A 13,687-nucleotide genomic window follows, 5' to 3' on the forward strand; every position below is an offset into this window, starting at 1 on the left:
GTGACCCTACACCCGCTCTTCTCCACCACGTCCGGGTATGGTTTGCGGCCGCGGGGGCAGCGGCGCCGGGCGCAGGCTCGGATAGCCTTCCCGGGCAGGCGGCATGTCAGTGGGGATCTCCGCCAGCATTTCCTTCAGGATCGCCACACCCTGCTCCAATTGGGGGTCCACGCCCGCTGCATAGGCGTGCGGCGGGTATGGAACCTCGATGTCCGGCTCCACCCCGCGGTTCTCCACGCCGAAGCCCACACCCTCGGTGAACCAGAAAGCGTAGCGCGGCTGGGTGACCGATGTACCGTCCGCCAGGTCGAAGCGGCCGTCAACACCAACGACGCCGCCCCAGGTCCGGGTACCGACTACCGGTCCGATTCCCCGCAGCTTAGCCACCTGCGTCACGATGTCACCGTCAGAACCGGCGAACTCATCGGTGAGGATCACGACCGGACCCCGGGGAGCCTGGTCCGGGTAGGTCCCGGCCTGCTCGCCCCGCGGGAGCATCCACGCGGTGACCTTCCTGCCGATGAGCTCTGCGACAAGCTGGGAGGTGTGGCCGCCACGGTTATGGCGGACGTCAATGACCAGTCCGTCCTTGGCCGCCTCGCTGTCCAGGTCACGGTGAAGCTGCGCCCATCCGCTGGCGACCATGTCCGGAATGTGGAGGTAGCCGAAGCTGCCGTCGGATGCTGCACGCACGGCCCGGCGGTTCGCGTTCACCCAATTCTGGTAACGCAGCCGCTCCTCGCTGCGCAGGGGAACGACGGCGATGCGCCGCTGTTGCGGGCCGTCCTCGCCTGAAGTGCGGACAACGGTCAGTTCCACCACGCGGCCCCCGGCGCCCACCAGCAGCGCGGCAGGTCCCTTGTCCGGCGGAACCGGCAGTCCGTCCACGGCAGTGATGATATCCCCGGGGCGAACGTCCGCTCCCGGAGCGCTCAGGGGCGAAATGGCCTTGGGATCGGACGACTCCGGGTCCAGGATGCGCACGACCTCCCAGCCGCCTGCACCCGGACGGAGGTCAGCGCCAAGGAATCCCTGCGCACCTCCCCCGGCTTCCGCGGCACCGGAGGCCGTAACGTACGCATGGGACGTGCCCAGTTCGCCGTGCAGCTCCCAGAGCAGGTCCACCAGGTCGTCATGCGAGCCCAGGTTCTGCACCAGGGGACGGTAACGGGCGTGTACCTCGTCCCAGTCCAGTCCACCCATGTCCGGGGTCCAGAAGAACTCACGCTGCAGCCGCCACGCTTCGTCGAACGCCTGTCCCCAGACCTTCAGCGGCTCCAGCAGGACCCGGATCCTGGCCAGGTCAACGGTGACGTTCTCCGGGGAATCCTCGTCCGCCCGGGCACCGGCGGGAACGGCCCGCAGGCGGTGCTCGTTGCGCAGGACCACCGTGCCTGCGTCCTGGGAGAGTTCGTAGTCTTCCAGCGCAGGAACAAGAACGGAGACTTCCCTGGCCGCTACGTCGAAACGCTCCAGCCTCTTGCCCGGTGCCCGGTCCGAGGAATTGGCCCGTCCGTCGCCGGTGACGCCGTAGACATCTTCGGCCAGCCACAGCAGGGCGCCCTCGGCTGCGCGCAGTTTGGTGTAACTGCCCTGGGGCACCGGAACCGCGATGATCCGCTCTGCCAGCCGCTCCAGGTCAACGGCGGTTCCTGGTGCCTCTGCATCCTGCGGGTCGTCGGACTCCGTGTTGTCGGCAGCAGCATCCTCCACCACGTGGGCGGCGGGGCCGAACGGCGAGTTGGTGCCGGCGGCAAGCGCCACGAGGAACGGCTTCGTGGAGGTGGGGAATCCCAGATCGAAGCCGTGGGTGTCATAGACGGGGTCGAAGCTGCGCTCGGACAGGAATGCGAGGAACTTTCCATCCGGGGTAAACGACGGGCTGTGGTCATGGAACCTGCCGTCGGTGACGTCCGTGATCGCGGTGTCGCTGCCGGACACTTCCCTTAGCCGGATCCTGCTGCGCGCTCCGTGGACGGTGACGGGCTCAGCCCAGGCCAGCCAGCGGGAATCAGGGCTGAATGCCAGGTCTGTTACGGCTCCGTGGCCGCTGTCTGCTATCTCCACAAGCTGGGCGGTCCCGGCATCCAGGAGGTAGACCTTGCCGAACTCGGTGGCAACGGCCACAAGCCTGCCGTCCGGGCTGGGTATCAGCTGGGCTGTACGCGACGGTGCCGGGAAGGGAACCCGCACCAGTCCGGAACCGGCTGCCCTTTCCTGCGACGCGAGCACTGCCTCGGATGCGCCCTGCGCAGGCGCTTCGGCGCTGTCCTGTCCTCCGGCGGGTGCAGCGGGGGGCGGAGCGGCTTCCGTGCTGCCAGCCGCGGGTCGGCTGACTGCCGAGACCGGGCGCGGCAGGTCACTCACATCCGGCTCGGCGGCTGCCTGGGTGGCCGGTGACGGGGCAGGGACGGGAGCCGGGCGCACATCGCCGGCGGCCGGCAGGGACGCGAAGACATCCTTGATGAACAGTGCCTCTTCATTGTCCGGGTCCGCGACGTACACGGCACGGCCTCCCGGGAGCGGGCGTCCGAGCCGGGCGCGTACGCCCGGGGTTGCCTCAATGACCCGGGAGGGGCCGTCCTTGTGGGTGAGCCAGTGAAGGGTCCCATGGGTTTCCACGACGCTGGACTTCCCGCCGGCATCCGGGAATGCCGTACGGAGGTGCTGCGCCGCATTGAGCGGACGTGGCCGCCGGTTGGTCCCGGCCGAGCCCAGGGTGATGTCCAGCCGTTCCGCCTCGGCGTCGAGGGACGGAAGGACCCACAGCGCGCCCGCCGATTCGAAGATGATCCGGGTACCGTCGGATGAGGGGTGCCGGACGTAGAAGTCCTGGAAATCTGTGTGCCGGCGCAGTCCGGTGCCGGCAGGCGTTACGGAGTAGATGTTGCCGTGACCCTCATGGTCGGAGAAGAAAGCGATCCTGCCATTGACCCACATCGGGTAGGCAAGGTTGCCGTCCAGCTCCGGAACCAGGCGCACAAACTCGCCGTTGCCATCGGCGTCGATCCAGAGCTTTCCGGCGGTTCCCCCGCGGTACCGCTTCCAGCGGGCGGGCTCGCGGCTGAGCACCGAACCGATGACCAGGGGCCGTTCGTCCCCGAGCACGGGCCCGTGGGCCAGGGTGTCCACCGGGCCGTAGGGAAGGCGCTGCGGCGCGGTTCCGTCCAGCGGCACCTCGTAGGCCCAGCGCAGCCGGAAGTCCTCGAACTCGAAGGGACTCGTTGCGATCACGGCCCCGCCCGGAGCGAACCCCCGAACCGTCGTGCTCTGGTTGCCCCAGAACGTGAGCTGGCGGAAGTCTCCTCCGTCAGTATCGGCGGTCACTACTTCAGGGGCAGATCCCTGCGTCACGCTCCAGGCGATCCTCGAACCGTCCGGTGAGAACTTCGGGTTCCGGGCCGGCAGCTGCAGGGAGGAAACCCGCCAGGCCCGGCCGCCGGAGACCGGCGCCACCCACACGTCGTCCTCAGCTACGAAGGTCACTCGGTCACCGTGCAGGTCAGGATAGCGAAGATACGGAGTTGAACTCATACCCCCGATCCTATCTTTTGGTGACCGAGGGCTCCTGAAGGCTTGCCGCCGCGGGCAGCACTGCGGCGATCCGCCAGCTGCCTCCGCTCCGCTGCAGCTCAAGAAGCACTTCCTGGCGCTGCTCCGCGCCGGGATCCGCGGCCTGGGTCCCGTCGCTGCGGACCTGTGTCCAGGCCGAGAGTTCAGCGGAGACCGCTATCCGGACGCGTTCCCCGGAAAGAGGGGACGCAGCGGAGGCATCCAGTACGGCTGCGGTGAGCCCCTCGAGACGCTCACCGCGTTCCTGCAGGGCCCTGACTGCTGCCAGGTCTGCCGCTTCCACCTCGGAGCCCGGCTGGTTGACCCATCCAAGAAGCTCCGGGTTTCCCGCGGCGAACGCCCGGGCCCGGAGCACGGGCAGCACTTTTGCCGCGGCCAGCGGATCATCTCCGGCAAGGACAGCCAGCTCCCCGGGTGTCGGTTCGGATTCACCCTGGGCAGGCTGCAGCTGCGCCGCCGGAGGTTCGGCCCGTGGAGGGCCTTCGGGGCCGGGACCGGTAGGGGCAGTCTCCTGGACCTGCCCTGCGGCGGGGACCGACCTAACGCCATCCGGGCGCAGCACCTCAGGCGCCAGGACCGCAATGGCTCCGAGCACCGCCGTAGCGCCCACCAGCAGGGCAGCCGCGATCAGCCAGCCGCCGGTCTTTCCGGCACCGCGGCGGGTCTTCCGTGCGCTGCCCCCGGGGGCTGCCCGCGTGCCCCGCAGCGGTTCTTCCCAGGGAGCCCGCGGGGAACGCCGCGCCTTCCGCTGCCCGGGGCTGCGCCTCCGCCGGGACCTGGCCGGGGGCGAGGTGCGGCGCGTGCGCAGTTCCGCGGCAATGCTGGGGTGCACGGCCGGGAGCAGGTCCAGCGGTTCCGGCGGGCAGGCCCGCAGCACGCGGGCGGCGAAGTCACCGGCCGCCGGCCGTAACTCCGGGGCCTCCTCCAGGGCCGAATCCACCAGGTCCCGCAGCGCCGGCGGGAGGTTCGGAAGCAGAACACTCAGCGGAAGGCGCAATCCGGGAACCAGAGGGCGGCCGGTGAGCATGAACCAGCCCAACGCACCCAGGGCGAACACGTCACCTGCGCGCCCCTCCCCCGGTTCCCCAGCCTGGAGCGCCGTCTCGGGTGCACTGAAGCCCGGAGTCCCGGTGCCTCCCCGTCCCGGTTCGGCCAGGAGCCTGCCCGTACCGAAGTCAGCCAGCAGCGGCTTGCCGTTGGCAGTGAACAGGACGTTGCCCGGAGATACATCTCCGTGAACTGCGCCGTCAGCGTGGAGGCAGTCGAGCGCACGCCCCACGGCGACGAGCACAGTGACCGTTTCTCCGGCGCTCAGGACTCCCCGGGCGGCCACAAGCCGGGCCAGGCTGTCACCGGGAGCGTACTCCAGCAGCAGTCCGTGGCCCTGGGACGTGGCCAGGACACCCTCGACGCCCAGCAGGTTCTCATGCCGGTATCTGGACAGGATGCCCAGCTCCCGGCGGATTTCAAAACCATCAGACAGCGCATCCCGGCCGAGCGGCACCTTCAGGGCGTACCGTTTCCGGTCCACCGGCCGCTCCACCAGCCACACGGATGAGCTGCTGCCCTTCCCCAGGCAGCGGCCTACGTGCCACTGCGGATCAGGGAGTACCGGCCTGGGCGGGGAATCTTCTTCATCCTCTCCGGGTACGTCCGGGTCCTGGACCATTTGCATGCCGATATTTCTAGCCTTTTCGGCGCACTCGCGCAGAAGTTATCCACAGGCCCGGCGAAACATAACGTGAATCATGCCCGCTTTCGGTCACAATCCCGGCTAGGGTAGCCGGTATGGATTTGCAGTTTCTGCGCGTGGGCCTTGCTCCGGACTACCTGGATTACCGGGAGGGGTGGGACCTCCAGCGCAGGGCCCACTCCGAGGTGAGGGACGGCAGCCGTCCGAACACCGTTTTCCTGCTCGAACACACGCCTGTTTACACGGCGGGCCGCCGCACCGAACCTCACGAGCGCCCTTTCGACGGCACGGAGGTTGTCAGTGTTGACCGTGGAGGCAAACTCACCTGGCACGGTCCGGGACAGCTCGTCGGGTACCCCATTCTTAAGCTGCCGGACCCCGTCCTGGTGGTGGACTATGTGGCTGCACTCGAGGAGGCGCTCATTGCGGTGCTGGCCGGCTACGGCGTCGAAGGCCGGCGCGTCGAGGGACGATCCGGAGTCTGGATCACCGGCACGGACAACGCCCAGGACCGCAAGATAGCCGCCGTGGGGATCCGCGTGGACCACGGCGTCACCATGCACGGCTTCTCGCTGAACTGCAGCAACGACCTGGCACCCTACGCCCAGATCATCGCCTGCGGCATCACGGACGCCGGAACCACCTCCCTGAGCCAGGAAACAGGAACCCTGGTGACCCCCGCCGCCGTCGTGCAGCGGGTCGAGGAGGAACTCATGCGTACCCTCGGGGGGCTCACCAGCCGTCCCGGAGCCGCCGCGTCCGCACCAGCGGCCGCCGGCACAGTCGAAGAAACACAAGGAGCCGTGACGTGACACTTGCCCCCGAAGGCCGCCGCCTGCTGCGCATCGAGCAGCGAAACGTCGCCGTTCCGGTGGAGCGCAAGCCCGACTGGATCAAAGCCAAGGTGAACATCGGTCCCGAGTATGTGCACCTCAAGGGCCAGGTGAAGAAGGAAGGCCTCCATACGGTTTGCGAGGAAGCCGGATGCCCCAACATCTTCGAATGCTGGGAAGACAAGGAAGCCACTTTCCTCATCGGCGGCTCGGACTGTACCCGCCGCTGCGACTTCTGCCAGATCGACACCGGCAAGCCCTCTCCCCTGGACCGCATGGAACCGATGAAGGTTGCCCGGTCGGTCCAGTCGATGAACCTGCGCTACGCCACAGTCACCGGAGTAGCGCGCGATGACCTGGCGGACGAGGGCACCTGGCTGTATGCCGAAACGATCCGCCAGATCCATGCAGTGAACCCGGGAACCGGCGTCGAAATCCTGATTCCGGACTTCTCCGGCAAGCCCGAGCACATCCAGGCGATCTGCGACGCAGCCCCTGAAGTCTTCGCGCACAATGTGGAGACAGTGCCGCGGCTGTTCAAGCGGATCCGTCCCGCGTTCCGCTACGAGCGCTCCCTCGACGTCATCACCCAGGGCCAGGCGCTGGGGATGGTTACCAAGTCCAATCTGATCCTGGGCATGGGCGAGACGCGGGAGGAGATTTCCGGCGCGCTGCGGGACCTGCGCGACGCCGGCTGCGACCTGCTGACCATCACCCAGTACCTGCGCCCCAGCGAACGCCACCTGCCGGTTGACCGCTGGGTTAAGCCCGAGGAGTTCGTTGAACTGAGCGCCGAAGCCGAGGAACTTGGTTTCCTGGGCGTCATGAGCGGGCCCCTTGTCCGGTCCTCTTACCGTGCCGGCCGGCTGTGGGCCGGCGCCATGCGGAAGAAGGGCAGGGTACTGCCGCCCAACCTGGCGCACATCGAAGACTCCGGGACCGCCGCCCAGGAGGCATCCGCCGTCCTGGCCCGGCAGTAATCCGGGCAACCTCCACCGTTCAGCGGCCCGGCGCTTTCTTCCTGTTGTCATCGGGAGAAAGCGCCGGGCCGTCATCACGTAGAATTGACGCATTATGGCCAACAGCACTGATTCCGACGCATCCAAGGGCGCCCGCCGCGGCCTCTTCTCCCGCAAGCCGAAGGCGGAAAAGAAGAACAAGCAGCCCGGCCGCATGAAACAGATCGCCGATGTCTTCAAAATGACCCGGCGCAACGATCCCAGTGTTATCTGGCGGATGGTTGGTGCCTTCCTCGGCATCATCGCCCTCGGCCTGATCATCGGGTTCCTGATCGACAACTGGATTACGATGCTCATCATCGCGATCCCGCTCGGTCTGCTGGCCGCCATGTTCATCCTCTCCCGCCGCGCGGAACGTGCCGCCTTTTCACAGATCGAAGGCCAGCCCGGCGCCTCCGGTGCTGCACTCTCCGTCCTGCGCCGCGGCTGGATCCTCGAAGAGCAGCCGGTGGCCGTCAGCCCCCGCACCCAGGACGCAGTCTTCCGCGCGATTGGCCGCCCCGGCATTGTGCTGGTCACTGAAGGACCTGCCAACCGGGTCAAGGCCCTGGTGGACGGCGAACGCCGCAAGATGAACCGCATTGTTCCCAACGTGCCGGTCCACGTCATCCAGACCGGCCGCGGCGAAGGACAGGTTCCGCTGCAGCAGGTGGCCAAAAAGGTCAAGAAGCTGAAGAAGTCCCTCACCAAGCAGGAAGTCCAGGCGGTCAACAAGCGCCTCTCCGCGATTGGCCAGCGACTGCCCATCCCGAAGGGAATCGATCCATACAAGGCGCGCCCGGACCGCAAGGCCGCGCGCGGCCGCTAAGCCCACGCCAGATAAGGAACGCCCCCGGCAATCTGCCGGGGGCGTTCCTTATCTGGCGTGCGGGCCTGCGACGGGGTTCAGCGTCCGTGCTTGACCTTGACGAGGACGGTTTTCATGGCCCGGTCGTGCAGGCCCCGCTGGTCGGCGTCGAAGACCAGGGCCGGGATCACCAGGCAGAGGAGCAGGGTACGGACGACGCCGGCGAGGGGGCCGGCTGCGCTGCCGTCCAGTTTCTGGACCTGCAGGCTGAAGACACGGTGGCCGATGCTGTAACCCAGCAGGCCTACAAGCACGATTTGTTCAACCGCGAAGACCAGCAGAATCGAAAGCTCAGTGCCGCCGAAGAACGCGTAGGCAATGACCGAGGCGATCGCCCAGTCGATGACCAGCGCCCCAAGCCGGGGTCCGACCCGGGCAATGGAGCCCGGTCCGCCGGGCGGCCTTCCGAGGCGCCGGCCCGGCCAGCTGCCTTCGTCTGACGGGGGGCCTTCGAGCCATGAACCTAAGCTTCTTCTGTCAACCACCGTTTAAGACTACCGGGTTGCCCGGAGCGCGTCCGACGGTTCGTGAAGCGCCGGATTATGCCTGTGGCGGGGCGCACAGGCTAGGGTGGAGGCAGGAGCACAGTGCACGTAACGTCGCCGAAACATTGGTGACACGGGCGGTTAATGGGCTGCTCCTAGACTATTTCCAGTTGCCGGATCCTGCGGGAATTCCCAGCTGGCGCACGGACAGGTCCACCGCCCGAGGCCTTCCAACCAAACATGTATAAGGAGCATAGACACGATGTTCAAGAATGCGGACGAGGTCCTCAAGTTCATCGCTGACGAAGATGTGAAGTTCGTTGACATCCGGTTCACCGACCTTCCCGGCGTGCAGCAGCACTTCAACGTTCCGGCCAAGTCCGTGGACGCCGACTTCTTCATCAACGGCCAGCTCTTCGATGGTTCCTCCATCCGCGGTTTCCAGGGAATCGCCGAGTCGGACATGCAGCTGATCCCCGACGTAACCACCGCTTTCCTTGATCCGTTCCGCATCGAGAAGACTCTTGCACTGAACTTCTCCATCGTGAACCCCCGCACCGGCGAGCCCTACCACCGCGATCCCCGCGGCGTAGCCGAGCGCGCCGAGGCCTACCTGGCTTCCACCGGCATCGCCGACACCGCGTTCTTCGCTCCCGAGGCCGAATTCTTCATCTTCGACAACGTCCAGTACGAGTCCGCCCCGCAGGGCAGCTTCTACAAGGTCGACTCCATCGAAGCTCCCTGGAACAGCGGCCGTGAGGAAGAAGGCGGCAACCTGGGCAACAAGACGCCGTTCAAGGGCGGCTACTTCCCCGTTGCGCCGGTGGACAAGCAGGCTGACCTGCGCGACGCCATCTGCGTGGAGCTGGACAACGCCGGCCTCGAGGTCGAGCGGTCCCACCACGAGGTGGGCGGCGCCGGCCAGGCCGAAATCAACTACAAGTTCACCACGCTGACCCACGCGGCTGATGACCTGATGAAGTTCAAGTACATCGTCAAGAACGTCGCTGATGCCTGGGGCAAGTCCGCCACCTTCATGCCCAAGCCGGTCTTCAACGACAACGGTTCGGGCATGCACTGCCACCAGTCGCTCTGGAACGGCGGCGAGCCGCTGTTCTACGACGAGAAGGGCTACGCAGGCCTTTCCGACGTCGCACGCTGGTACATTGGCGGCCTGCTGAAGCATGCCTCTGCCGTCCTGGCCTTCACCAACCCGACGGTGAACTCCTACCGCCGCCTGGTCAAGGGCTTCGAGGCTCCGGTGAACATGGTGTACTCGCAGGGCAACCGCTCCGCCGGTATCCGTATCCCGATCACCGGTTCCAACCCGAAGGCCAAGCGCATTGAGTTCCGCGCACCGGACCCCTCGTCCAACCCGTACCTCGCCTTCGCCGCCCAGCTGATGGCAGGCCTCGATGGCATCAAGAACCGCATTGAGCCGGCAGACCCGATCGACAAGGACCTCTACGAGCTCCCGGCCGAGGAAGCCAAAGACATCCAGAAGGCACCGGGATCCCTCGAGGAAGCACTGGATGCACTCGAGGCAGACAACGAATTCCTGCAGGCAGGCGGTGTGTTCACCCAGGACATGATCGATGCCTGGATCACCTACAAGCGTGAGAACGAGATCTTCCCGCTCTCCCTGCGCCCGAACCCCTTCGAGTTCGAGCTCTACTACGGCGTCTAGCATCTCCTGCGGCTAACCCAGCCGCAGCCGAAAAGGCCCGCACAGCTGCTCCGGCAGCGGTGCGGGCCTTTTTTGTTTCCGTCGCCGGCGGGCATTGACCCTGCGGGAGTTCAGGTGGACGGTGGACCCATGCCCGGATCATTGCAGCCACTGTGGGACAGCCTCGCCTCCCAGGTTGAATCGGGGTGGTGCCCGGGACTCGCTGCGGGGGTCCGCATCGGCGGCGAGACCGAAGTCAGGGCGTTCGGAACACTGGACGTGCAGGGGACCGAACCGGTCCTGCCCGGCACGCCGTTCCGCATCGCCTCACTGAGCAAGCTGGTCGGCGGTGCGCTGGCACTGGATCAGGTGGCGGAGGGCAGGCTGACCCTGGACGATGACATCTCGCGCTGGCTGCCCGGATTGGGAGACCTGCGGGTGCTGGCGTCGCCGGATGCCCCGCTCTCCGTCACCGTTCCGGTACGCGGGCCGGTAACGCTGCGGCACCTGCTGACCCTCACCGCCGGCTTCGGCATCGATTTCGGCGACACACCCTACTCCAGGGCCACCCGTGAACTGCTCTGGGGCCCCAATCCCCCGGATATGGACCCTGACACCTACCTGGCCCGTCTGGCGGAGCTTCCGCTTGCCGCCCAACCGGGCCAGCGCTGGATGTACCACTCGGGCGCGGACCTGCTTTCGGTGCTGCTTGCCAAGATCGCCGGCAAACCCCTTTCGCAGCTGCTGGTGGAGCGGATTACCGGCCCGTTCGGCCTGGACGGCACCGGTTTCCCCACCGGTGAAGAAAATTTCCCTGCCGTCTATCAGGAGGAGGACGGGGCACTCGTGGAGGCCGGGGCCTACCGGGACGCCTTCAGCGCCCCGCCGCAGTTCGAATCCCTCGGCGGCGGCATGGTCTCCACCGTTCCGGACTATGTCGCCTTCCTGTCCGCGCTGACCGACGACGTGCTGCTCCCGGCTGGCACCGCAGCCTCGATGGCCGCCGATCATCTAACCGGGAGCCAGCGCGCCGGGCTCACCGAGATGGCCGGGCCCGGGCAGGGCTGGGGCTACATGACGGCCGTGCAGACCGAACCCGGTGCCGCCTGGTCCGAGCCCGGAATGTGGGGCTGGGCGGGAGGTTCCGGGACCAGCGCCGCCGTCTATCCGAACGGAGACATTGGTGTGGTTTTTACCCAGCGCCTTATGTCCGGCCCGCAGGACAGCTTTGACTGGTTCTGGGAACCCCTGGGCCGGGTGCGCGGTGCCCTCCGTTCCAGCGGCTAGCCACGGGCGCCCAACGCACGACGGCGGCGCCGCGCCTGGCAGTTGAGACCACGCACCGCACCGCCGTCGTCATGGACTGGGGCTCTAGAGGACCTTCGCCAGGAAGTCCTGCAGCCGCGGGGACTGCGGATTGCCGAACAGTGCCTCGGGGGCGTTTTCCTCCACGATGTGGCCGTCGGCCATGAAGACCACACGGTCCGCTACTTCACGGGCGAAGCCCATCTCATGGGTGACGACAACCATCGTCATGCCTTCCTTGGCCAGGTCACGGATGACCTGGAGAACCTCGCCGACCATTTCCGGGTCAAGGGCGGAGGTTGCCTCGTCAAAGAGCATGACGTCCGGCTTCATGGCCAGGGCACGGGCAATAGCCACACGCTGCTTCTGGCCGCCCGAGAGCTGCGCGGGGCGGGCATCGGCCTTGTCGGCAAGTCCCACCCGTTCCAGCAGCGACAGGGCGTTCCGGCGGACTTCAGCCTTCGAGCCCTTCTTGAGTTCAACCGGGGCCAGCATGATGTTCTCCAGCACGGACATGTGCGGGAAGAGGTTGAAGTGCTGGAAGACCATGCCGATGTGCTGGCGGACCTTGTTCAGATCAACCTTCGGATCGGTGAGGTCGAAGCCGTCTACGACGACTTTGCCGCCGGTAATGTCCTCAAGCTTGTTCAGGCAGCGGAGGAAGGTTGACTTGCCGGAACCGGACGGGCCAATCACGCAGACCACTTCGCCCTCGGCTACGGCAACGTCAAGGCCTTTCAGGACCTCGACCGGACCGTAGGACTTGCGCAGGCCGATGGTTTGGATCTTGCTCACTTGTTGAACCTCTTATCCAGGACGTCCGCCAGCTTGGTAAGCAGCGTGATGACGATGAAGTACAGGGCGGCGACGATGATCAGTACCTCTGCGGTACGGAAGTTCACCGCGTAGACCTGCTGTGCCTGGTACGTCAGTTCCGCGAAGCCGATGACGGCAAGCAGCGACGTGTCCTTCAGCGTAATGACGAACTGGTTGATGAAGGACGGCGTCATGATCTTCACGGCCTGCGGAATAACGATCTTCTGCATCGTCTTGCCGTAGCCAAGGCCAAGGCTCCGGGCTGCTTCCATCTGGCCGGGGTCCACGGACTGGATGCCGCCGCGGACAATCTCGGTCATGTAGGCACCGGCGTTGAGGCTCAGCGTCAGGACACCGGCAGTCAGCACGTCAACCGGCTGGCCGATGATCTGCGGCAGGCCGAAGTAGAAGAAGAACGCCTGCACCAGCACCGGGGTGCCGCGGAAGATCGATACGTAGGTGGTGGCGATGCCGCGCAGCACCACCTTGGAGCTGACCTTGAAGAAACCAAAGATCACGCCCAGGATCAGCGCGAAGAACAGGGACAGCGCGGTCGCCAGCAGCGTCAGGCCGAGGCCCTTGGCGAAGGCAGGCGCGTTGTCGGTAACCAGGGACCAGAAGCTTGAATCAGCCGCACCGGCGTCCAGGTAACGGTCAAGGATCTCGTCGTATTCGCCCGATTCGCGCAGGTCTGCAAGGCCGGCGTTGAACGCCTCGAGCAGTTCGGGGTTGGTGTCCGCGTTCACGGCGAAACCGTAGGAGGAACCAACTTCCTTTTCGGTGACGGTCTTCAGGCCGTTGCCGGACTTGATGCCGTACGCAAGGACCGGGTAATCGTCGAAGACGGCTACGGAGGAGCCGGCCTTGACGTCGTCGTACATCTGCGCCGACTGGGCGAAGGCGACGACCTCGAAGCCGTACTGGTCCTTGATGGAGTCCGCGAAGGCCTGGCCTTCGGTGCCCGTCTTGACGGCTACCCGCTTACCCTCAAGGTCTTCGTAGCCGGAGACGTCGTTGTTGTTCTCCGCGACGGCCATCTGGATACCGGACTCAAAGTACGGGTCGGAGAAGTCGAAGACCTTCTGGCGTTCTTCGGTGATGGACATGCCGGCAATCACGCCGTCCACCTGGTTGGACTGCAGCGCCTGAAGCGCAGCATCGAAGCCGAGGGAGCGGATCTCAACCGAGAAGCCCTGGTCTTCGGCAATTGCGTTCATCAGGTCGATGTCGATACCGACCAGTTCGCCGTTCTCCCGGAATTCGAAAGGCGCGAAGGTAGTGTCAGTACCGATCGTGTAGGTCTTGCCGGCCGCCCCACCGGCGTCCGGGGAGGTGGCCGCGAAGGCCCCGGATGCGGGAATTCCCAGCAGCAGCGCAACCGCTGCCAGCAGGGAGGTGAGGGGAACCGCGAGTGAGGCGGGGCCCTTAGGCACCCGTTTGCCACTGTGCA

Annotated in this window: 10 protein-coding genes; 5 read left to right on the top strand and 5 right to left on the bottom strand. The window is 66.2% G+C overall.

What is annotated here, in order from left to right:
• Positions 1-6: 6 nt before the first annotated feature.
• Together ACSLGO_RS13110 and ACSLGO_RS13115 are read right to left on the bottom strand one after the other, a co-directional pair.
• Positions 7-3,534 carry a S41 family peptidase gene (locus ACSLGO_RS13110; protein WP_436401269.1) on the bottom strand — a complete coding sequence of 1,176 codons (3,528 nt, stop codon included), beginning with the start codon at positions 3,532-3,534 and terminating at the stop codon, positions 7-9.
• A 10-nt stretch (positions 3,535-3,544) separates the two neighbouring features.
• The gene (locus ACSLGO_RS13115) at positions 3,545-5,248 is read right to left on the bottom strand and encodes a protein kinase domain-containing protein (protein ID WP_436401270.1); all 1,704 of its coding nucleotides are present in this window, start codon (positions 5,246-5,248) and stop codon (positions 3,545-3,547) included.
• A gap of 113 nt (positions 5,249-5,361) precedes the next feature.
• Between ACSLGO_RS13115 and lipB the strand changes: the two genes are divergently transcribed.
• From lipB to ACSLGO_RS13130, 3 genes are all read left to right on the top strand, one after another.
• On the top strand, positions 5,362-6,078 hold the full coding sequence (lipB, locus tag ACSLGO_RS13120) for a lipoyl(octanoyl) transferase LipB (RefSeq protein ID WP_091605581.1): 717 nt from the start codon (positions 5,362-5,364) through the stop codon (positions 6,076-6,078).
• Entirely contained in the window at positions 6,075-7,079 is a 1,005-nt protein-coding gene (gene lipA / locus ACSLGO_RS13125; RefSeq protein WP_091605583.1) for a lipoyl synthase, read from the top strand. Before lipB ends, lipA begins: the two co-directional genes overlap by 4 nt.
• Before the next feature lie 94 nt (positions 7,080-7,173).
• A complete protein-coding gene (locus tag ACSLGO_RS13130; protein WP_091605586.1) occupies positions 7,174-7,926 on the top strand; it encodes a DUF4191 domain-containing protein in 753 nt (250 codons plus the stop codon).
• A gap of 77 nt (positions 7,927-8,003) precedes the next feature.
• Here the strand turns inward: ACSLGO_RS13130 and ACSLGO_RS13135 are convergent, their stop codons facing one another.
• Positions 8,004-8,450: an RDD family protein gene (locus ACSLGO_RS13135; protein WP_091605591.1), complete on the bottom strand. Its 447-nt coding sequence runs from the start codon at positions 8,448-8,450 to the stop codon at positions 8,004-8,006.
• Positions 8,451-8,712: 262 nt separating this feature from the next.
• Between ACSLGO_RS13135 and glnA the strand changes: the two genes are divergently transcribed.
• Together glnA and ACSLGO_RS13145 are read left to right on the top strand one after the other, a co-directional pair.
• A complete protein-coding gene (gene glnA, locus ACSLGO_RS13140; protein WP_091605594.1) occupies positions 8,713-10,137 on the top strand; it encodes a type I glutamate--ammonia ligase in 1,425 nt (474 codons plus the stop codon).
• A 129-nt stretch (positions 10,138-10,266) separates the two neighbouring features.
• Positions 10,267-11,403, top strand: coding sequence for a serine hydrolase domain-containing protein (locus ACSLGO_RS13145; protein WP_400503434.1), 1,137 nt, complete (start codon positions 10,267-10,269; stop codon positions 11,401-11,403).
• Positions 11,404-11,487: 84 nt separating this feature from the next.
• On the opposite strand, the gene ACSLGO_RS13150 is transcribed toward ACSLGO_RS13145, so the two are convergent.
• Together ACSLGO_RS13150 and ACSLGO_RS13155 are read right to left on the bottom strand one after the other, a co-directional pair.
• Positions 11,488-12,216 carry an amino acid ABC transporter ATP-binding protein gene (locus ACSLGO_RS13150; protein ID WP_091605599.1) on the bottom strand — a complete coding sequence of 243 codons (729 nt, stop codon included), beginning with the start codon at positions 12,214-12,216 and terminating at the stop codon, positions 11,488-11,490.
• Positions 12,213-13,670: an amino acid ABC transporter substrate-binding protein/permease gene (locus tag ACSLGO_RS13155; protein ID WP_377956258.1), complete on the bottom strand. Its 1,458-nt coding sequence runs from the start codon at positions 13,668-13,670 to the stop codon at positions 12,213-12,215. The genes ACSLGO_RS13150 and ACSLGO_RS13155 overlap by 4 nt, the downstream gene beginning before the upstream one ends.
• Positions 13,671-13,687 lie beyond the last annotated feature (17 nt).

Origin of the sequence: Arthrobacter sp. IK3, from assembly GCF_051337705.1 — a bacterium.
In the GTDB taxonomy this organism is placed as follows: domain Bacteria; phylum Actinomycetota; class Actinomycetes; order Actinomycetales; family Micrococcaceae; genus Arthrobacter_B; species Arthrobacter_B koreensis.